The following is a 19243-nucleotide window of genomic DNA, read 5'->3' as shown; positions in this document are numbered from 1 at the left end:
GCGGCGGCCCGGACGGCGCGGTACGCGGCTGCTCAGAGGCCGAAGCGGGCCCGGTGGGTGGCGGGGACCAGGTCGGCGTACTCGGGGTGCTTGGTGATCCAGCCGCGGATGAAGGGGCAGTAGGGGAGGACGGCGAGGTGCTGGTCGCGTGCCGTGTCCAGGGCGGCGCGGGCCAGTCGGCCGGCGAGGCCTCGGCCCTCGAAGCGGGGGTCGATCTCGGTGTGGATGAAGGCGATCTCGTCGCCGGAGCGGTGGTACTCGGCGAAGCCGGCGAGTTCGCCGCCGTCGTGGATCTCGAAGCGGGACTTCTCGGTGTTGTCGGTGACGGTCTGCTCCACGGTTCCTCCTCGGGTGCGGCGGGTCGCCTCGGCGGACGACCGCTGGTGGCCGGCGCCGCTGGGAGCAGCATAGTTGAATCCTCAACATTTGTCTGCCGCGACGCGTGGGGAGGGTGGGTGTGGACGGTCTCAGCCCGAGACGGTCCGCCCGGTGCGGTACGGCGCCAGGAACGCCGTCAGGGCGGAGAGCATCGCCTCCGGGGACTCCTCGGCGGGGTAGTGGCCGCAGTCGGGGAGGACCAGGGTCTCCACGTCGTCGGCGGCCAGCCGCATCGTCGCGCCGACCGAGGCGCCGAGGTTCGCCGCTCCGCCGATCGCCAGGACGGGGAGGGAGAGCCGTCGGGCCGCGCGCTGCCGGTTCTGGGCGATGGTGGTGTCCAGCGCGCGGTAGAACTCGAAGCTGCAGCGCAGCGCCTGCGGATCGGCGGCGAGGATGTCGACGTAGTGCCGGACGGCGTGGTCGGGCAGGGGCTTCGCGGCCTTCGTGGCGAACTGGTGGCCGAAGTAGAGGTGCTCCCGCCCGGCGACCAGCTGCTCGTTGACGCCGGCGAGGCGGTTGAAGGCGAAGTGCCAGAGCCGGTCGTTGGCCTCCTGGCTGCCGAAGAGCGGCGGCGTGGGGGAGAGCCCGGGGATCGCGGCCTCGGCGACGGCCAGGCGTTCGAGCCGGTCGGGGTGGTCCGCGGCCAGGGCGTAGCCGGTCCACATGCCGACGTCGTGTCCGACCGTGGCGAACCGGTGGTGCCCGAGCGCGTCCATGAGCGCCACCAGGTCGCGGGCGAGCGTGCCGGTGTCGAACCCGTCCAGGGGCTTGTCGGACAGTCCGACGCCGCGCGGATCGACGGCGACGACCTGGAAGTCCCGTGCCAGCGCGGGCATCAGGAGGCGCCAGGCGTACCAGGTCTGCGGCCAGCCGGCGAGCAGCAGCAGCGGCGGACCCTCGCCGCCGGTGACGGCGTGCAGGCGCAGGTGCCCGGTGTCGACGTACCGGCTGGTGAAGGTCCGCGCGAATCCGGCCGGGAGGTTCGGCGCCCCGGCGACGGAGCCGGGGCCTTCGGGCGTGGGTGACTGGCTCATGATCTTTCCTTTCGCGGTGCCGGCTGATCTGGCCACTGGCCGTCACGGTAGCCATCCTGGACCGATCGGTCAAAGATTGTTTGACCGATCGGTCCAGGACGCGGGTAGGCTCATGGCAGACGGGTGAAACGGGAGGTTCGTACGGTGTCCGGCCGGAAGCAGTTCGACGTCGGGGAGGCCCTCGACCGGGCCATGCGGGTGTTCTGGCAGCGCGGGTACGCGGACGCCTCACTGGACGCCCTCGGCTCCGCCACCGGCCTCGGCCGGGGCTCCCTCTACGGCACCTTCGGCAGCAAGGACGCCCTGTTCCACCAGTGCCTCGACCGCTACGCGTCGATCTACGGCGCCCGGTACGAGCAGGCGTTCGCCGCTCACCCCGGTGACCCGGTGCGCGCCGTCGAGGCGTTCTTCGACGTCGTCCTGGACCGCATCGCCGACCCGTCGGTGCCCGCCGGGTGCCTCGTCGCCCAGTCCGCCGCGCAGTCGCCGACGCTGACGGAGGAGAGCGGCGCGCGGGTGCGCGGCCTCCTCGACCTGCAGCACCGACGGGTCCGCGCCGCGCTGGCGGACTCCCCGGCCGACGCCCGGACGCTCGACGAGCTCGCCACCTTCGTCGTCGCCGTCAACCAGTCGCTGGCCGTCCTGAGCCGGGCCGGCACCCCGGACGCCGAGCTGCGCTCCGTGGCCCGGCTGGCCTGCGCGACGGTGGCGGACTCCCTCGCCCGGGCGGCCGCCGAGGGCGACGCCGCGAGCTGACGGGTGCCCGGGCCACCGGGCGGGCGACGGTGCCCGACCGGTGGCCCGGCGGCGCGGTCGCCGGCGCGGCGGGGCTCAGCCCTTGACCGCGCCGACGGCGAGGCCGGAGGCGATCCTGCGCTGGACGAGGAGGAAGAAGACCACGACGGGCAGGGCGGTCAGGGTGGCACCGGCCATGAGACCGCCGTAGTCGGTCCCGAAGCTGGTCTGGAAGGAGACCAGCCAGATGCTGACGGTCTGCTTCTCCGGAGTCGACAGCAGGATGTAGACGAGGACGTACTCGTTCCACGCCTGGACGAGGGCGAAGACGGAGGTGGCGACGATGCCGGGTGCGAGCAGCGGGAGCACCACCCGGCGGAACGCGCCGAGCCGGCCGCAGCCGTCGACCATGGCCGCCTCCTCGAGTTCCACGGGGACCCCGGCGATGAAGCCGCGCAGCATCCAGACCGTGAACGGCAGCGTGAACACCAGGTAGGTGAGGACCACGCCGGTGAGGCTGTCGGTCATCCCGACGTCGTTCAGCAGCAGGTAGACCGGGATGATCAGGGCCGTCAGCGGGACCATCTGGACGATGAGGATCACCACGACGAAGGCCTTGCGGCCCGCGAAGCGGAAGCGGGCGAGGGCGAAGGCGGCGAGCGCGCCGACGACCAGCGACACCAGGACGGTGCCGATGCCGATGACGACGCTGGAGCGGACGTTGGCCCAGAAGGTCTCGGTGCCCAGCGCCCGGGCGAAGTTGTCGAGCGTGGGGCGGCCCGGCCAGAACTTCGGTGGCAGGCTCAGGATCTCGGTGGCCGGCCGGAACGCGGTGAGCACCATCCAGTAGACGGGGAAGCCGATCACCGCGGCGACGAGCAGTCCGAGCAGGTCGTGGCCCAGCGACCGCCGTCGCCTCATTCGATCTCTCCCGTCCTGAGCATCTGACGCAGGTGGACGACCGATCCGGCGAGCAGCAGGACGACGGTCACGAGCGCGATCGCGGCCCCGGTGCTGTACCGGTTCACGGCGAAGGACTCGATGAAGGAGTAGACGCCCAGCAGGTAGTACTCCCGCTCGGGCTGGCCGCCGCGCATGAGCCAGATCTGGTTGAAGACGCCGAAGTCCCAGATGGCCGACAGCGTGGTCACCATGACGAGGACCGGTCTGATCACCGGCAGGGTGACGTGCCGGAAGACCTGGAGGGGCCGGGCCCCGTCGAGGACCGCGGACTCCTCCAGTTCGGGCGGGACCTGGGCCAGCGCGGCCCGCAGGGTGATCGCGGCGAACGGCAGCGAGCCCCACACCACGACGGCGACGATGACGGTGAACCCCTGCCAGGGGTTGGTGAACCAGTTGTGGCGGGCCAGGTCGACCCCGGGCAGGTTCGAGAGCAGCCAGTTCACCACGCCGTAGTCGGCGTCGAAGAGCCAGCGGAAGACCGACGAGGCGACCATGACGGGCATGGCCCACACGGTGACCAGCACCCCGGCGATGACGGCGCGCACCCACGGGGAGACCCGGTGCATCAGCCGGGCGGTGAACAGCCCGCAGAGCACGGTGAGGGCGACGCACACCGCGGTGAAGAGCACCGTGCGGCCGACCACCGTCCAGAAGAACCCGTCCCCGAGGATCCTGCGGAACTGGTCCAGCCCGGCCCATGGCGGCGAGGTGCCGCCGAACAGCTGCTCGCGGGTCATGTCCTGGAAGGAGAGGACGACCATGTCCACGAGCGGGTAGCCGAGCACCAGGACGAGGGCGAGGACGGTCGGGCCGATCAGCAGGTACGGCAGCAGCGGACGCCGCCGCCGGACCCGGTCAGCGCTCATTGATCACTTCGTCGATCCGCCGGTCCGCCTCCCGCGCGGCGTCCTGCACCGACGTCTTGCCGTTGGCGATCCGCTCCAGCATCTCGGGCAGGACGTTGGACTTCTCCACCGACGTCCAGCCGGGCGCGAACGGGGTCATCCAGCCCCCGGTCGCCGCGGCCTGGGCGGCGGGGCCGTTGATGCCGCCGGCGGCGACCTCGGTCAGCTGGGTGGTGTTGTTGGGCAGGGTGTTCGCGGCGATCAGCGTCTTCTGCGACTCCCGGTCGGTGAACAGCCTGATCCAGTCGGCGGCCAGGTCCTTGCGCGTCGACTTGGCCGGCACGGCCAGGGTGGAGCCGCCGAGGAAGGGCGGCAGGAGTTTGCCGGACGGGCCGGGGAAGGGGAAGGTGGCGAACTTGTCCTTCAGCTTCGGGTCCCCGCCGGAGCGTTCGTCGGCGGCGGCGCCGGCCTCCCAGGTGTTGCCGTAGAAGACGCCCACGCGGCCCTGGCCGACGACGGCCGGCTGGTCGCCGTTGTCCTTGGCGCGGTCGCCGACGTAGTAGGCGTCGATCAGCCGCTTCCACTCGGTGAGCCCGGCGACGGAGTTGGGCGAGGACAGCGAGGCCTTCCAGCGGTTGCCGTCCTTCACCGCGATCTCGCCGCCCGCGTCCTTCAGGAAGGCCATGGCCGCGTACCAGTAGCGGCCGGGCATGTAGAGGGCGGAGAAGTTCGGGTCCTGGGTGCCGAAGGTGCTCTTCAGCCGGTCGAACGCGGAGAGCAGTTCGGGGTACGTCTTCGGGGCGCCCGGCACACCGGCCTGGGTGAAGTAGTCGGTGCGGTAGACACCGACCCGGGCCCCGACGTAGTAGGGCACGCAGTAGACCTTGCCGTTGTCGCGGCAGGCGTCGGCGAGCGCCGGCAGCCAGGCGTCCGACTGGTCGAAGCGGGCCGGGTCGAGGGTGGCGAAAGCGCCGTTGACGATGTAGTTGGTGGTCTCGCTGTTGCCCATCTCCACCACGTCGGGCACGTTCTTCCCGGCGAGGACGGCGTCCAGCTTCTGGTTCTTCGTCGTCCACTGCTGGTACTGGACGTCGACCCGGACCCCGGGGTGGGCCTTGGCGAAGCGGTCGTTGGTGGACTGGACCAGTTGTGGCCAGTTCTCCTGGGCGTCCACGGCCAGCCACACCGTCAGCTTGCCGCCGGCCCCGGAACCGCTGCCCGAGCCGGAGCCGCCGCATCCGGCCGCGGCCAGGGACAGGAGCAGGGTGAGGACCAGGGGGCGGCAGGACGCGCGAATGGCCATGGGGTCTCCAAGTTCACTGTGGGGGTGACCTTTTGACTACCCATCAGATCAGCTTGCGTCGCGGGGGAGCGGACATTCGGCCGGAAGACGTCCGACTCCGGGCCCGGCGGAGACCCCAACGTTCGGATGGGGCGAGGCCCTTCGCATTCGCACCTCCCAGGTCGACGGGTCATGCGGCAGCGAGCCCGGCCGCCCGGGAGGAACAGTGAACGGCAGGCCGGCGCCTGCTGTGACGACGTATTCAGGACAGATTGGAGTAGACCAATAGCGAGGCTCACCCGCCGGGCGTGCGGCGGGCCTCCGGGAGCAGGGCGCGGAAGGCCGCGGCCACGGCGTCGGGGTGTTCCTGCATGGCGACGTGGCCGACGCCGGGCAGGGTGAGGAGCCGGGCGTCCCGGAAGGCCGTGTAGGACCGGGCCGCCGTACGGAAGGGGACGAGGCGGTCCTCGCGGCCGAAGACGAGCAGGGTGGGGGCGGTGACCCGGCGGGCCTGGTGCCAGGGCGAGGGCTCGCCCGGCAGTCGGAGGTGGGCCCGGACGACGGCGCGCACGCCCTCCACCAACATCTGCTGGTTGTACGGGAGTTCGGCACGGCGCAGGCGCTCGCGCACTTCGGTCGCCCGCTGCTCGGCGTTGACGCGGGACGGGTCGGCGTAGATCAGGCGGTAGAGGTCGTCGAGCTGGCGGTCGGGGCCCCGGGTGGACAGCAGTCGGGCGTACAGGCGGGCGGCGCCCGGCAGGCCCAGCAGGGAGATCCGCAGGGCCTGCGGCGGTGGGAGGGCGGGCAGGACCGGGGAGACGAGGGTCAGGGTGGCGACCAGCTCCGGGCGGTGGGCGGCGAGGTGGAGGGCGGTCAGGCCGCCGAGCGAGTTGCCGACCAGGTGGACGCGGCGGTGCCCGGTGCGGACGAGGTGGCGGGCGACGGCCGCGGCCTGGCGCCCGACGGTGACGAGGCCGTCGGGAGGGGGAGCGGAGCGGCCGAAGCCGGGGAGGTCGAGGGCCAGGCAGTGGACCGACGACCGGAGGCGCTCGATCAGGGCGGCCCAGTTGTGGGTCCAGCCGCCGAGCCCGTGCAGGAACACGGCGGTGTCGGCGTCCGGGTGGGCGCCGGGTACGTACGCGGTGGCGAGCGGCTGGTGCATGACGGGTCCGTTCCTCGGTCTCACCCGCGCCCCGCGGCGGAGGACTCCGCCAGCGCGAGCCGGTAGTGGTCGACGAGCCGGTCGCCGACCGCCTCCCAGCTGCGTTCCACGACCGCGGCCCGGCCCGCCTGGCCGAACGCCCGGCGGAGTTCCGCGTCCCAGGCGAGCCGTTCCACCGCCTCCCGGAACCCGGTGCCCGCGCCGGGCGGGACGAGGAAGCCGGTGCGTCCGGGCTGGACCAGGTCGAGCGGTCCGCCGACGGCGGGGGCGATGACGGGCAGGCCGCTGGCCATCGCCTCCTGGAGGGTCTGGCCGAAGGTCTCGAACGGTCCGGTGTGCGCGAAGACGTCGAACGAGGCGTAGAGCCGGGCGAGTTCGTGCCCGGTGCGGCGGCCCAGGAAGAGCGCGTCCGGCAGCGCGGCGGCCAGTCGGGCGCGGCTGGGGCCGTCGCCGACCACCACCAGCCGTACGCCCGGGAGCCGGGACACCTCGGCCAGCCGCTCGACCTGCTTCTCCGGCGCCAGCCGCCCGACGTAGCCGACCAGCACCTCGCCGGGCCGGCCGAGGCGCCGGCGCAGGGCCTCGTCCCGGTGGCCGGGGTGGAAGCGCACGCAGTCGACGCCGCGCGGCCACAGGTGGACCCGGGGGACCCCGTGGGCCGTCAGGGCGTCGAGCGACGCCCGGGACGGCGCCAGGGTCCGCGCGGCCGCCGTGTGGATGAGCCGCAGCCGGTGCCAGGCCAGCCGGGCCCCGGCGGCTCCGGCGAACGGCAGGTAGGTCCGGGCGTACGCGGCGAGGTCGGTCTGGTAGACGGCGACGACGGGGACGCCCGCGCGCCCGGCCGCCGCCGCTCCGGCCGCCCCGAGGGCGAACGGGCCCGCCAGGTGCACCACATGGGGGCGGTGCTGCTCGACGGCGTCGGCCACCCGGCGCCCGGGGAGGGCGACCCGCACCTCCGGGTAGCCGGGCAGCGGGACGGACGGGACGCGAACCACCCGGTAGCCGTACGCCGACTCGTACGGCTCGCTCGCACTGGCGTTCCCGCTCGTGCGGCGCTGGGCCGCCGGGGCCACCACCAGCGGGACGTGCCCCCGGGCCAGGAGGTGCTCGGCGGTCCGGAGCACGCTGTGGGCCACGCCGTTGACCTGCGGGGCGAAGGACTCGGCGACGATCACCACCCGCAGCCGCTCGCCGCCGGGGGCCGGACCGGCCGCGGCGGGCGCCGCCGGCCCGGGCAGGACCCCGCTCACCGGGCAGCCTCCGCAGGTGCCGTGCTCTTCGTCGCGGCCGCGGCCTCCGGGCGGGCCGGGACGGACCGGCCGACCGCGCGCAGGTCCCGCAGGATCTCCCGGAAACAGGCGGTCAGACCCGCCTCGGCGTACGGCACGCCGATCTCCGCGCAGTAGGCGCGCACGATGCGCGAGGCCGGGCGCAGCGCCGCGACCGGCATGGCCGGGAAGAGGTGGTGCTCGATCTGGAGGCCGAGGCCGCCGAAGAGGAAGTGGACGAACCGGCCGGCCCGCAGGTTGCGGGAGGGCAGCACCTGCCGCCGGAGGTAGTCGGTGCGCTCGGCGCCGGGGCCGGTCATCGGCATGCCCTTGTGGTTGGGGGCGAAGATGCAGCCCAGGTAGACGCCGAACAGTGCCCCGAACAGCGCGGTGAAGGCGAGCGCCTGGAGCGGGGAGAGCACGAGGACGGTCAGGGCCGCCGCGACGGCGTAGTGCAGTACGGCGAGGGTGCGTTCCAGCGCCGGGTACCTGACGGTGCCGCGGGTGAGGGTCAGGCCGGTGGCGACGAGCAGGCCGAGTGCCTGGAGGGACAGCAGCGGGAAGAACAGTGCCGCCTGGTGCCGTGCCACGAACCGCCGCAACCCCCGTGTCCGATCGGCCTGTTGGGCGGTCCGGGCGAAGAGGAGGGAGTCGGCGGCCGGGTCCTGGCCCTCGCGGTTCGGGTGGGCGTGGTGCCGGTTGTGGTCGTCGACCCACCAGCCGTAGCTCATGCCGACCACCAGGTTCCCCAGCACGATGCCCACCAGGTCGGTCGTCCGGCGGTCGGCGAACACCGCGCGGTGCGCGACGTCATGGCCGAGCAGCGCCAACTGGCCCAGTACGAGGGCGAACAGCGGCGCCAGGCCGAGCTGCCACCAGCTCGCGCCGAGCGCCGTGAACCCGGCCAGCAGCCCCGCCAGCGCGGCCAGCAGTGCCGCGCTCCGGCACGCGTAGTACAGCGGGCGCCGACGCAGCAGACCGGCCTGCGCCACGCGCCGGTACAGTTCGGCGAACTCGCCGCGCCGGGCGGTCCCGGTGCTCGGGGGGTCCGGGATGTCCTGAACGGTCATGCCACCAATCCGGTCTCGGGCCGCCCCGGCCGACCGTGTCCGTGCTGCGTGCCTGGGGCTCGAAAGCCCTGAGCCTTCCGTACCCGACCCGTCGGTGTCCCGCGCTGCCGGTGAATGCGACCCGATCGGGCGGGTGGCGGCCACGGGCTGACGGCCCGCCGTTCGGAGGTCGGGAATCCGTACGGGCTGCCGCCGGGGGAGTGGGTTGTGGGGAGGCCGTCGACGCGATCGGGCTCCTGGGGCGGTCCGTCCGGCAGGCGAGGGGGCGCGACCGTATGTTGATCCGACCGGATGGCGGCCCTTCGCCGCGCGGCGCGCCGGGTCGTCGCCGAACCGGGCGTGTCCCGGTACGCGGGCTAGGTTCGGGTCCGTGACCGGCAACGACGCGGTCCTGGCGCTGATGGTCGTCACGGCGCTGGGCTTCGACTTCACCAACGGCTTCCACGACACCGGCAACGCGATGGCGACCTCGATCGTGACCGGCGCCCTCCCGCCGCGCGTCGCGGTCGCCGTCTCGGCGGTGCTCAACCTGGTCGGCGCGTTCCTGTCGACCGCCGTGGCGGCGACCATCGCCAACGGCCTGGTCGCCAGCGGGGAGGTGACCCTGACGGTGGTGTGCGCCGGCCTGACCGGCAGCATCCTGTGGAACCTGGCCACCTGGTTCCTCGGGATCCCCTCCAGCTCCTCGCACGCGCTGATCGGCGGGGTGGTCGGGGCGACGGTGGCGGCGGCCGGGACCTCGGCCGTCAAGTGGCAGGGGCTGGTCTCCAAGGTGATCGTGCCCGCGGCGCTGTCGCCGTTCATCGCCGGCGGGGTGGCGGTGGTCGGCACCCTCCTGGTCTACCGCCTCACCCGGGACGTGCCCGAGGGCCCGCGCGGGCGCGGGTTCCGGCTCGGCCAGATCGGCTCGGCCTCCATGGTGTCGCTCGCCCACGGCACCAACGACGCGCAGAAGACCATGGGCGCCATCACCCTGGCCCTGATCGCCAACGGCACCCTGCAGGCCGGGGCGAAGGCGCCGGACTGGGTGATCGTCTCCTGCGCGCTGGCGATCGCCCTGGGCACCTACATCGGCGGCTGGCGGGTGATCCGCGCGTTGGGCAAGGGGCTGGTGGAGATCGAGCCGCCGCAGGGGATGGCCGCCGAGTCGGCCTCGGCCGCGGTGATCCTCTGCTCCACCGACTTCGGCTACTCGCTCTCCACCACCCACGTGGCCACCGGGTCGATCCTGGGCTCGGGGATCGGGCGGAGCGGTGCCGTGGTGCGCTGGCAGCTCGCCCGCCGGATGGTGGCGGCCTGGCTGCTCACCCTGCCGGCCGCGGCGGGGGTCGGCGCGGTGGCCTACTGGACCGCGAACGGGATCGGCGGGACGACCGGGGTGGCGGTGATCTTCACCGTGCTGGTGCTGGCGTCGGTCGCCTTCTTCGCCGCCTCCCGCTACCCGGCCGTGACGCCGGAGAACGTCAACGCCGCCTGGACCGGTTCGGTGGCCCCGGAGCCCGTCAAGGACGAGGTGAGGTCGTGAACTCCTGGGTCAACCTGGACGCGGTGTGGAAGATCGTCGTGGTGGGCCTGGTCACCGGTGCCGGCCTGCCCGCGCTGTTCGCCCTCGGCCTGCGCCTGCTCAACCCGTCCGCTCCGTCCGGTCCGTCGGACCCGTCCGGCCCGGCCGACGAGGCGGTGGCCGTCCGGCCCACCGCCGGCCCGGTCGGCTCCACCCTGGCCGGACTCATTTTCGCGCTGGTGCTCGCGGCGATCGGCTGGGGCATCTACGTCATCGTCAACCACCGCTGACCGTCCGCCGCCCCGGCCCGGCCCGGGCGGGCCCCGCCGAATTCCGCTCCGGCAACCGGGTGAAATGGTACGGAGTCGCCTGGCGCGAATGGAAGCCGGGCCCGACGCTGCCAGAATGCAATTTCTCCGAGGGCCACCTGAACGGACGGGGCCACTGGACAGCAGGAGCGGAACATGCGACTCGTTCGACCACGCAATAGTTCGGAAAGCGCGCCCGACCTGGATGCGGCGCGTCTCCCGTGGACGTTGATGTACCACTCGGTGACGTCGGCGACCGAGGATCCCTATCTGATCACCGTCGACCCCGCGCGATTCCGCCGCCAGCTGCGCTGGCTGTCCGCGCGCGGACTGCGCGGGGTGTCGGTGGGCGAGCTGATGCGTTCCCACCGGAACGGAACCGCCGCGGGAAAGGTGGGGCTCAGCTTCGACGACGGATACCGCGACTTCGTGGAGGAGGCCCTGCCCGCACTGGCGGAGTACGACTTCACGGCGACGGTCTACGTGGTGGCCGGCCGGCTCGGGGGGTACAACGACTGGGACGAGCAGGGCCCGCGCAAGCCGCTGATGACGGCGGCCCAGGTCCGCGAGGCCGCCGCCGAGGGGGTGGAGATCGGCTCGCACGGGCTGACGCACCGGCGGCTGGCGGGCCTGGGGGCGCGGGATCTGGCGGCCCAGGTCGCCGACAGCCGCCACGTGCTGGAGGACCTCACGGGCCGGTCGGTCGAGGGGTTCTGCTACCCGTACGGTTCGCTCGACGGCGCCGCCGTGGAGGCGGTGGCGCACACCGGGTACGGGTACGGGTGCGCGGTCAGCCCCGGTGTCCACGGCGGGGAGTTCGCGCTTCCCCGATGTTACGTCGGCGACCGGGACGGGCCGCTGCACCTGACCGCGAAGCTGGTGCGCGACCGCTGGCTGCGCTGACGGTCGGTCAGGGGGCGGTGGCGGCCGGCTCCAGGTGCAGCCAGGACTCGTGCCAGAGCAGGGCGCACCGCCGGTCGCAGCCGGTGGCGAGCGGCTCGCCACCGCAGCGCAGGCCGTCGAGGATGAACCAGCGCCCCCCGGTGGGGTGTTGCCACCAGGCGAGGGACCGGTGGCGCAGTTCGAGGGCGCTGTGACGGGTGCCGGTGTGGTGTTCCATCCCCGGCTGGAAGGGGACGCCGTGCAGGCGCCCGTCGGGGTCGAGGGTCGCGCGGATCTCCGCGAGGCCGCGCACGGTCGCCCACAGGGCGACGGGACGGGGGGCGGGGACCGGCGCGGGCGCGGGCTCCAGCCATTCGTCGCGGAACAGCAGGGCGCAGTCCAGCCCGCAGCCCTGGGCGCCGTCGGCGCCGTGGCAGGTGGCGCCGGCCAGGGCGACGGTGCCCGACAGGCGCCGTACCCGGTAGTGGTCGTCGATCATGCGGCGCACGATGCGCTCGACCTGGTAGACACCGCCGCAGAACGACCACTGGCTGCCGGTGAACCACAGGCCGCGGTGGCGGTCCTTGTCGTCGAGGGTGGCGCGCACCGCGGCCTCGTCCTTCACCCGGACCCAGTCCCCCTCGGCGAACCGGGAGGGCCGGCCGGGCGCCGGAACGTCGGCGCGGCGCTCGCGCAGGCCCTCGCGGGCGATCCTGGCGCGGCGCACGACGCCGAGTGGGGGAAGGTCGCGCAGGGGCAGGTTCTTGTACTGGCACCGGTTCGCGGCGGTTCCGCAGAGCGGCTCCGCGGTATGGGTGAACCGTGATTCCTCAACGGCCATCAGTGAAATCCCATCGGGTCGGAGATATCGGCACAGGCTAGCGCACCCGGTCTTTTACGCGCTGGCTCGTCGGACCCTACCGGCGCCATGTCGAAAGAAATAACACTAGACGCACTAAGAGCCCCATGGGGTGAAACATCGCCGTTCCCGGGGAATTCTGGTCAGGGTCCGTGTTCATGTGCGTGTAATGTTTCCATCGTTGTCGGGGTGGAGTGGCCGAGTGGCTAGGCGGCGGCTTGCAGGGCCGTTCAGATGGGTTCGATTCCTATCTCCACCTTTTACTTCCGAGTTCTTTCGAGACATTTCGATCCGTCTCGAAAGGCGCGCCCGGAACAGGACGAGCGGTGCGGTCACCTGGGGCTCCGGGGCACATCACCCGGCGAAGGGATCGCTCATGACCACCTCCCCCAGCGGCTCGGCCGCCGCGCTGCGCGCCGTCCAGGTCGCGGGGCCGGGTGCGGCCCCCGAGCTGGTCGAGGTCCCCTCGCGGGAGCCCGGCCCGGGAGCCGTGCGGATCACCGTGGAGGCGTGCGGGGTCTGCCACTCCGACCTGCTCATCGCCAGCGGCCTGCTGCCCGGCAGCACCTTCCCGATCACCCCGGGGCACGAGATCGCCGGCCGCGTCGACGCCCTCGGCGAGGGCGTGGAGGGCTGGCGGGTCGGCGACCGGGTCGCGGTCGGCTGGTACGGCGGCAGCTGCGGGCACTGCGACGCGTGCCGGGCGGGCGACGGCCTGCACTGCGCACGGGTCGAGATCCCCGGCGTCGCCTATCCGGGCGGGTTCGCCGACTCCGTCGTCGTCCCGGCCGTGGCCCTGGCGGCGGTCCCGGACGAGCTCACCGCGGTCGAGGCGGCGCCGCTGGCCTGCGCGGGGGTGACGGTCTTCAACGCCCTGCGCCGCTCCGCCGCACGGCCCGGGGACACCGTCGCCATCCTGGGGATCGGCGGACTCGGCCACCTGGGCGTCCAGTTCGCCGAGAAGATGGGCTTCCGTACCGTCGCCATCGCCCGCGGCCAGGAGAAGGGGCCGCTCGCGCTCCGGCTCGGCGCCGCCCACTACATCGACAGCACCGCGGGCGATGTCGCCGAGGCCCTACGGCAGTTGGGAGGTGCGAAGGTGGTCCTGTCCACCGTCACCAACGCGCCCGCCGTGGTGGCGACGATCGACGGGATCACCCGTCGGGGCGAGCTCGTCATGGTCGGACTCCCGGCGGAGCCGCTGCAGCTGAGCGCCCTGCAGTTGATCCAGGGCGACCGGAAGGTCTACGCGCACTCCTCGGGCATCGCGGTCGACACCCAGGACACGCTGCGCTTCGCGGCGCGGACGGGGGTGCGGGCCTGGGTCGAGGAGGTGCCGCTGGAGCGGACCGCGGCGGCGGTGGAGAAGATGGCCGCCAACCGGGCCCGCTTCCGCATGGTCGTCACCACCGGCCGCTGAGCGGCGGTCATCGGAGCCGGCCCTCGGAGCCGGTCCCTCGGGGCCGGCTCCCGGCGTGTCCGGGCAGGTGGACGGGGGTGAGCGGCCCTCCGGCGGCGCGGCGCGGGCGCGTACCCCTGGACTTACTAGGACGTCCAACTATATGGTCGACGGCAGGTCCGCGGTGTCAGGGAAGCCGGTGTGAGTCCGGCACGGTCCCGCCACTGTGACCGGGGAGTCCGTCCTCGCAGATGACGGCCACTGGCAGCCAGCCGGGAAGGCCTGAGGGCGTGCGGTGATCCGGGAGTCAGGATACCGGCCGCGGGTGGTTCGTGTTTTCCACGAGGATGGAGACGACACACATGACTCCGGGCTGCTCCCGTTCCACCGCGCCTGGCTGTCCCGTGCCGACGACCGCCGGGGCGCCCGCGTCCTGACGTACCGTCACACCGCCGTACGCCCGTGCCGAGGGGCGCACCACCGTGCGCCCGCCAGCAGGCGGCGGCCTCCATTCCTCCTCTCCCCACCCCTGTCGAGAGAAGGAACCGATGGTCCGAGAACTGACCCACTTCATCGCCGGCAAGCCCACCGCCGGCACCTCCGGCCGCTTCGGCGACGTGTACGACCCCAACACCGGCCGGGTGCAGGCCCGGGTGCCCCTGGCGAGCCGCGCCGAGGTCGAGGCGGTGATCGCCGACGCCGCGCAGGCCCAGCCCGCGTGGGCCGCCTGGAACCCGCAGCGGCGGGCCCGCGTCCTGCTGCGCTTCCTCCAACTCGTCGAGCAGGAGAAGGACGAGCTGGCCCGGCTGCTCTCCGCCGAGCACGGCAAGACCGTGGCCGACGCCCACGGCGACATCCAACGCGGCCTGGAGGTCGTGGAGTTCGCCGCCGGCATCCCGCACCTGCTGAAGGGCGAGTTCAGCGACAACGCCGGGACGGGCATCGACGTGTACTCGATGCGCCAGCCGCTCGGCGTGGTCGCGGGCATCACGCCGTTCAACTTCCCGGCGATGATCCCGCTCTGGAAGGCCGCGCCCGCGCTGGCCTGTGGGAACGCCTTCGTGCTCAAGCCCTCGGAGCGCGACCCCTCGGTGCCGCTGCGGCTGGCCGAGCTGTTCCTGGAGGCCGGGCTGCCGCCGGGCGTGCTCAATGTCGTCAACGGTGACAAGGAGGCCGTGGACACCCTGCTGGAGGACCCGCGCGTCCAGGCGCTCGGCTTCGTCGGCTCCACGCCGGTCGCCCAGTACGTGTACGCCACCGCCGCCGCGCACGGGAAGCGGGCGCAGTGCTTCGGCGGGGCCAAGAACCACCTGATCGTGATGCCGGACGCCGACCTCGACCAGGCGGCGGACGCGCTGATCGGCGCCGGGTACGGCTCGGCCGGGGAGCGCTGCATGGCGATCTCGGTGGCCGTCCCGGTGGGGGAGGCGACGGCGGACGCCCTGGTGGCGAAGCTGGTCGAGCGGATCGGCGCGCTCAAGGTCGGGCGCTCGGACGACCCGGCGGCGGACTTCGGCCCGCTGGTCGGCGCCGACGCGCTGGCGCGGGTGCGCGGCTACCTGGACCTCGGGGTCGAGGAGGGCGCCGAACTCGTCGTCGACGGACGGGACTTCCGGCTGGCGGGGCACGAGGACGGCTACTTCCTCGGTGCCTCGCTGTTCGACCGGGTCACGCCCGGCATGCGGATCTACCGGGAGGAGATCTTCGGGCCGGTGCTCACCGTGGTGCGTGCCGCCGACTACGAGGAGGCGCTGCGGCTGCCCAGCGAGCACGAGTTCGGCAACGGGGTGGCCATCTACACCCGGGACGGCGACACCGCCCGGGACTTCGCCCGGCGGGTGAACACCGGCATGGTCGGGGTCAACGTGCCCATCCCGGTGCCGATCGCCTACCACACCTTCGGCGGCTGGAAGCGCTCCGCGTTCGGGGACCTCAACCAGCACGGGCCGGACTCGATCCGCTTCTACACCCGCACCCGCACCGTCACCTCGCGCTGGCCCTCCGGGGCCAAGGAGGGCGCGAGCTTCACCATCCCGACGATGGGCTGAGGCGCGCCGTGCACACCCATCTGACCGACGACCAGCTCGCCATCGTCGCGACCACCCGGGACTTCGCCCGCGAGCACCTCGCCCCGCACGCCGTCGCGTGGGACCAGGCCAAGCACTTCCCGGTCGACGTCCTGCGCAAGGCCGCCGACCTGGGCCTCGGCGGCGTCTACGTGCGGGAGGAGGCGGGCGGCTCGGAGCTCGGCCGCCAGGACGGCGTGCTCGTCTTCGAGGCGCTGGCGACCGGCTGCCCGTCCATCGCCGGCTACCTGTCGATCCACAACATGGTCGCCTGGATGATCGACCGCTACGGCAGCCCCGCCCAGCGCGCCCGGCTGCTGCCCGGGCTCTGCTCGACGGAGCTGCTCGGCAGCTACTGCCTCACCGAGCCGGGCGCGGGCTCGGACGCCGCCGCGCTGGCCACCCGGGCCCGCCGGCACGGGGACCACTGGGTCCTGGACGGCGTCAAGCAGTTCGTCTCGGGCGCCGGCACCTCGCAGGTGTACGTGGTGATGGCCCGCACCGGCGGCCCGGGGGCCCGGGGCGTCTCCGCGTTCCTGGTGGAGCGGGACGACCCGGGCGTCTCCTTCGGAGCGAACGAGAAGAAGATGGGCTGGAACGCCCAGCCGACCCGGCAGGTGCTGCTGGACGGCGTCCGGCTCCCCGCCGACCGCCTGCTCGGCGGGGAGGGCGAGGGCTTCCGGATCGCCATGAACGGACTGAACGGCGGCCGGCTCGGCATCGCCGCCTGCTCCGTCGGCGGCGCGCAGGACGCCCTGGAGCGGGCCACCCGGCACCTGGCCGACCGGGAGGCGTTCGGGGCCGCGCTGCTGCACGCCCAGGCGCTGCGGTTCCGGCTCGCCGACATGGCCACGGAGCTGGAGGCCGCCAGATCGCTGCTCTGGCGGGCCGCCGCCGCGCTGGACCGGGGCGACCCCCGGGCGCCGGAGCTGTGCGCGATGGCCAAGCGCCACGCCACCGACACCGGCTTCGAGGTGGCCAACCAGGCGCTCCAACTCCACGGCGGCTACGGCTACCTGGCCGAGTACGGCATCGAGAAGATCGTCCGCGACCTGCGGGTGCACCAGATCCTGGAAGGGACCAACGAGATCATGCGCGTCATCGTCGCCCGCGGCCTGACCGGGGCCGCGTGATGGGTACGGACGAGGTGCTCGTCCAGCGCGAGGGCCGGGCGGGTCTGATCGTCCTCAACCGCCCGGCGGCCCTGAACGCCCTCACCCACGGCATGGTGCGGAGGATCTCCGCCGCACTGGACGCGTGGGAGCGGGACGGCGACGTGGAGACCGTCGTGATCACCGGCGCCGGTGAGCGGGCCTTCTGCGCGGGCGGCGACATCGTCGCCATCCACCGCGCCGCCACCGGCGGCGACCCGGGCGCCGTCGAGGAGTTCTGGCGCGACGAGTACCGCCTCAACGCCCGGATCGCCCGCTACCCGAAGCCCTACGTCGCCGTGATGAACGGCATCGTGATGGGCGGCGGGGTCGGCGTCTCCGCCCACGGCAGCGTCCGGATCGTCACGGAGAGCACCCGGGTCGCCCTGCCGGAGGCCGGCATCGGCTTCGTCCCCGACGTCGGCGGCACCTACCTGCTCGCCCTCGCGCCGGGGGAGTCGGGCACCCACCTCGCCCTGACCGCGGGATCCGTCGGCGCCGGGGACGCGCTGCTGTGCGGGCTCGCCGACCACTTCGTGCCCGCCGAGCGGCTGCCCGCACTGCTGGACGACCTGGCCGAACTGCCCGTCCACGACGCCCTGGAACGGAACGTCGGGCCCGCGCCGGCCGGCGTGCTGGACGCGCAGCGCGGATGGATCGACCACTGCTACGCGGCCGGCACCGTGGAGGAGATCCTCGACCGGCTGCGGGAGAGCGGCGAACCCGAGGCCAAGAAGGCCGCCGACCGGATCGCCGCCAACTCCCCGACCGCCGTGAAGGCGACGCTCGCGGCCCTGCGCCGGGCCCGGGCACTCGGCCCGCTGGAGGCCGTCCTCGACCAGGAGTACCGCACCTCCTGCGCGGCGCTCGCCACACCGGACCTCGCCGAGGGCATCCGGGCCCAGGTGATCGACAAGGACCGCACCCCGCGGTGGAGCCCGGCGACCCTGAGCGCCGTCGAACCCGCCGCCGTGGACCGCTACTTCGCCCCGCTCGGCGACCGTGAACTCGGCCTCGCCGCCACCACACCCCTGGAGCGCTGGTGACCCAGACGATCGGATTCATCGGACTCGGCAACATGGGCGGCCCGATGGCCGCCAACCTCGTCAAGGCCGGACACCGGGTGACCGGCTACGACCTGGCCCCGGACGCCCGGGAGCGCGCCGCCGGGAACGGCGTCGCCGTGGCCGCCTCGGCGGCGCAGGCGGTGGCGGCGGCCGGGACGGTCGTCACCATGCTCCCGGCCGGACGCCATGTCCTGGACGCCTACGGTGAGTTGACGGCGGCGGCGCCGAGCGGCGCGCTGTTCGTGGACTGCTCCACCATCGCGGTCGGGGACGCCCGGGTGGCCGCCGACCTCGCCCGGCTCGCCGGGCACCGGGCCGTCGACGCACCGGTCTCCGGCGGCGTGGCCGGCGCCGAGGCGGCCGGCCTGACCTTCATGGTCGGCGCGGACGCCGCCGACTTCGCCGACGCCGAGCCGCTGCTGGCGGCGATGGGCCGGCGGGTCGTCCACTGCGGAGGGTCCGGCGCCGGCCAGGCGGCGAAGATCTGCAACAACATGATCCTCGGCGTCTCCATGATCGCGGTCAGCGAGGCCTTCGTCCTCGGGGAGAGCCTCGGGCTCAGCCACCAGGCCCTGTTCGACGTGGCCTCCACCGCCTCCGGCCAGTGCTGGGCGCTCACCGCCAACTGTCCCGTCCCCGGCCCCGTCCCGGCCAGCCCCGCCAACCGCGACTACGCGGCCGGATTCGCGGCCACCCTGATGGCCAAGGACCTCGGGCTGGCCGCCGACGCCGCCACCGCCTCCGCCGTCCCGGCCGAACTGGGCCGACGGGCCGCCGAGTTGTACGCCGCCTTCGCCCAGGACGAGGGCGCCGGGCTGGACTTCTCCGCCATCATCACCACCCTCCGGGAGGGCGCCGCATGACGTACGGGACGATCCTGGTCGAGCGCAAGGGCCGGGTGGGGCTGATCACACTCGACCGGCCCAAGGCGCTCAACGCGCTCAACACCCGGCTGATGAACGAAGTCGTCGCGGCAGCAACGGAGTTCGACCGGGACTCGGAGATCGGCTGCCTGGTGGTCACCGGCTCGGAGAAGGCCTTCGCGGCCGGCGCCGACATCAAGGAGATGCAGTCGCTCGACTTCGTCGACGCCTACCTCGGCGACTGGTTCGCCGCCTGGGACCGCTTCGGCGCCCTGCGCAAGCCCGTCGTCGCGGCCGTCGCGGGCTACGCGCTGGGCGGCGGCTGCGAGTTGGCCATGCTGTGCGACGTCCTGCTGGCGGCGGACACCGCGAAGTTCGGGCAGCCGGAGATCAAGCTCGGCGTCATC

General features: G+C 73.4%; 19 protein-coding genes, 1 tRNA gene and 1 riboswitch. Of the genes, 11 read left to right on the top strand and 9 right to left on the bottom strand.

Annotated elements, in window-relative coordinates; all coding sequences use genetic code 11:
* Nucleotides 1-32 precede the first annotated feature (32 nt).
* Together ACLWS4_RS30445 and ACLWS4_RS30440 are read right to left on the bottom strand one after the other, a co-directional pair.
* Nucleotides 33-338, bottom strand: a complete 306-nt coding sequence (locus ACLWS4_RS30445; RefSeq protein WP_049653355.1) for a GNAT family N-acetyltransferase — start codon at nt 336-338, stop codon at nt 33-35.
* A 129-nt stretch (nt 339-467) separates the two neighbouring features.
* Nucleotides 468-1412 (bottom strand): alpha/beta fold hydrolase, encoded by a 945-nt coding sequence (locus tag ACLWS4_RS30440; protein ID WP_416875802.1) that lies wholly within the window; start codon nt 1410-1412, stop codon nt 468-470.
* A 144-nt stretch (nt 1413-1556) separates the two neighbouring features.
* On the opposite strand from ACLWS4_RS30440, the gene ACLWS4_RS30435 reads away from it, so the two are divergent.
* On the top strand, nt 1557-2168 hold the full coding sequence (locus ACLWS4_RS30435) for a TetR/AcrR family transcriptional regulator (protein WP_416875801.1): 612 nt from the start codon (nt 1557-1559) through the stop codon (nt 2166-2168).
* A gap of 75 nt (nt 2169-2243) precedes the next feature.
* Here the strand turns inward: ACLWS4_RS30435 and ACLWS4_RS30430 are convergent, their stop codons facing one another.
* From ACLWS4_RS30430 to ACLWS4_RS30405, 6 genes are all read right to left on the bottom strand, one after another.
* Nucleotides 2244-3068 (bottom strand): carbohydrate ABC transporter permease, encoded by an 825-nt coding sequence (locus ACLWS4_RS30430; RefSeq protein WP_053112138.1) that lies wholly within the window; start codon nt 3066-3068, stop codon nt 2244-2246.
* Nucleotides 3065-3976 (bottom strand): carbohydrate ABC transporter permease, encoded by a 912-nt coding sequence (locus ACLWS4_RS30425; RefSeq protein WP_416875800.1) that lies wholly within the window; start codon nt 3974-3976, stop codon nt 3065-3067. Before ACLWS4_RS30425 ends, ACLWS4_RS30430 begins: the two co-directional genes overlap by 4 nt.
* On the bottom strand, nt 3966-5258 hold the full coding sequence (locus ACLWS4_RS30420; protein ID WP_416875799.1) for an extracellular solute-binding protein: 1293 nt from the start codon (nt 5256-5258) through the stop codon (nt 3966-3968). Before ACLWS4_RS30420 ends, ACLWS4_RS30425 begins: the two co-directional genes overlap by 11 nt.
* Nucleotides 5259-5532: 274 nt before the next feature.
* On the bottom strand, nt 5533-6399 hold the full coding sequence (locus tag ACLWS4_RS30415; protein ID WP_416875798.1) for an alpha/beta fold hydrolase: 867 nt from the start codon (nt 6397-6399) through the stop codon (nt 5533-5535).
* Between the two features lie 20 nt (nt 6400-6419).
* Entirely contained in the window at nt 6420-7583 is a 1164-nt protein-coding gene (locus tag ACLWS4_RS30410; RefSeq protein WP_416875847.1) for a glycosyltransferase family 4 protein, read from the bottom strand.
* 62 nt (nt 7584-7645) lie between these two features.
* Entirely contained in the window at nt 7646-8737 is a 1092-nt protein-coding gene (locus ACLWS4_RS30405) for a fatty acid desaturase family protein (RefSeq protein ID WP_416875797.1), read from the bottom strand.
* A 370-nt stretch (nt 8738-9107) separates the two neighbouring features.
* Here ACLWS4_RS30405 and ACLWS4_RS30400 point away from each other — a divergent pair, with 370 nt between their 5' ends.
* From ACLWS4_RS30400 to ACLWS4_RS30390, 3 genes are all read left to right on the top strand, one after another.
* Nucleotides 9108-10262, top strand: a complete 1155-nt coding sequence (locus ACLWS4_RS30400) for an inorganic phosphate transporter (protein ID WP_380742430.1) — start codon at nt 9108-9110, stop codon at nt 10260-10262.
* The gene (locus tag ACLWS4_RS30395) at nt 10259-10531 is read left to right on the top strand and encodes a hypothetical protein (RefSeq protein WP_416875796.1); all 273 of its coding nucleotides are present in this window, start codon (nt 10259-10261) and stop codon (nt 10529-10531) included. The genes ACLWS4_RS30400 and ACLWS4_RS30395 overlap by 4 nt, the downstream gene beginning before the upstream one ends.
* A gap of 261 nt (nt 10532-10792) precedes the next feature.
* Complete coding sequence (locus ACLWS4_RS30390) at nt 10793-11452, top strand: polysaccharide deacetylase family protein (protein WP_380776043.1); 660 nt, start codon at nt 10793-10795, stop codon at nt 11450-11452.
* Nucleotides 11453-11459: 7 nt separating this feature from the next.
* On the opposite strand, the gene ACLWS4_RS30385 is transcribed toward ACLWS4_RS30390, so the two are convergent.
* Nucleotides 11460-12272, bottom strand: coding sequence for a hypothetical protein (locus tag ACLWS4_RS30385; RefSeq protein ID WP_375877506.1), 813 nt, complete (start codon nt 12270-12272; stop codon nt 11460-11462).
* Nucleotides 12273-12478: 206 nt separating this feature from the next.
* Between ACLWS4_RS30385 and ACLWS4_RS30380 the strand changes: the two genes are divergently transcribed.
* The 7 genes from ACLWS4_RS30380 to ACLWS4_RS30350 all read left to right on the top strand — a co-directional run.
* Nucleotides 12479-12549, top strand: a tRNA-Cys gene (locus tag ACLWS4_RS30380).
* A gap of 117 nt (nt 12550-12666) precedes the next feature.
* On the top strand, nt 12667-13710 hold the full coding sequence (locus ACLWS4_RS30375) for an alcohol dehydrogenase catalytic domain-containing protein (protein ID WP_416875795.1): 1044 nt from the start codon (nt 12667-12669) through the stop codon (nt 13708-13710).
* 126 nt (nt 13711-13836) lie between these two features.
* Nucleotides 13837-14028: riboswitch (cobalamin riboswitch) on the top strand.
* A gap of 209 nt (nt 14029-14237) precedes the next feature.
* Complete coding sequence (locus tag ACLWS4_RS30370) at nt 14238-15737, top strand: CoA-acylating methylmalonate-semialdehyde dehydrogenase (protein WP_074003487.1); 1500 nt, start codon at nt 14238-14240, stop codon at nt 15735-15737.
* An 8-nt stretch (nt 15738-15745) separates the two neighbouring features.
* Nucleotides 15746-16888, top strand: a complete 1143-nt coding sequence (locus ACLWS4_RS30365; protein WP_117486425.1) for an acyl-CoA dehydrogenase family protein — start codon at nt 15746-15748, stop codon at nt 16886-16888.
* Complete coding sequence (locus ACLWS4_RS30360) at nt 16888-17952, top strand: enoyl-CoA hydratase/isomerase family protein (RefSeq protein WP_416875846.1); 1065 nt, start codon at nt 16888-16890, stop codon at nt 17950-17952. Before ACLWS4_RS30365 ends, ACLWS4_RS30360 begins: the two co-directional genes overlap by 1 nt.
* The gene (gene mmsB / locus ACLWS4_RS30355) at nt 17949-18836 is read left to right on the top strand and encodes a 3-hydroxyisobutyrate dehydrogenase (protein WP_416875794.1); all 888 of its coding nucleotides are present in this window, start codon (nt 17949-17951) and stop codon (nt 18834-18836) included. Before ACLWS4_RS30360 ends, mmsB begins: the two co-directional genes overlap by 4 nt.
* Nucleotides 18833-19243, top strand: a 411-nt coding sequence (locus tag ACLWS4_RS30350; RefSeq protein WP_416875793.1) for an enoyl-CoA hydratase-related protein, incomplete at its 3' end; no start/stop codon positions are given. The genes mmsB and ACLWS4_RS30350, both read left to right, overlap by 4 nt.

Source organism: Kitasatospora sp. SC0581 (genome assembly GCF_048159585.1).
In the GTDB taxonomy this organism is placed as follows: domain Bacteria; phylum Actinomycetota; class Actinomycetes; order Streptomycetales; family Streptomycetaceae; genus Kitasatospora.
This window is presented reverse-complemented; position numbering and strand designations above follow the sequence as displayed.

Coding starts and splice junctions, on each gene's coding strand:
- ACLWS4_RS30440 (WP_416875802.1), bottom strand. CDS start 1,412: ATGAGCCAGTCACCCACGCCCGAAGGCCCCGGCTCCGTCGCCGGGGCG.
- ACLWS4_RS30430 (WP_053112138.1), bottom strand. CDS start 3,068: ATGAGGCGACGGCGGTCGCTGGGCCACGACCTGCTCGGACTGCTCGTC.
- ACLWS4_RS30425 (WP_416875800.1), bottom strand. CDS start 3,976: ATGAGCGCTGACCGGGTCCGGCGGCGGCGTCCGCTGCTGCCGTACCTG.
- ACLWS4_RS30420 (WP_416875799.1), bottom strand. CDS start 5,258: ATGGCCATTCGCGCGTCCTGCCGCCCCCTGGTCCTCACCCTGCTCCTG.
- ACLWS4_RS30415 (WP_416875798.1), bottom strand. CDS start 6,399: ATGCACCAGCCGCTCGCCACCGCGTACGTACCCGGCGCCCACCCGGAC.
- ACLWS4_RS30405 (WP_416875797.1), bottom strand. CDS start 8,737: ATGACCGTTCAGGACATCCCGGACCCCCCGAGCACCGGGACCGCCCGG.
- ACLWS4_RS30385 (WP_375877506.1), bottom strand. CDS start 12,272: ATGGCCGTTGAGGAATCACGGTTCACCCATACCGCGGAGCCGCTCTGC.
- ACLWS4_RS30375 (WP_416875795.1), top strand. CDS start 12,667: ATGACCACCTCCCCCAGCGGCTCGGCCGCCGCGCTGCGCGCCGTCCAG.
- ACLWS4_RS30370 (WP_074003487.1), top strand. CDS start 14,238: ATGGTCCGAGAACTGACCCACTTCATCGCCGGCAAGCCCACCGCCGGC.
- ACLWS4_RS30360 (WP_416875846.1), top strand. CDS start 16,888: ATGGGTACGGACGAGGTGCTCGTCCAGCGCGAGGGCCGGGCGGGTCTG.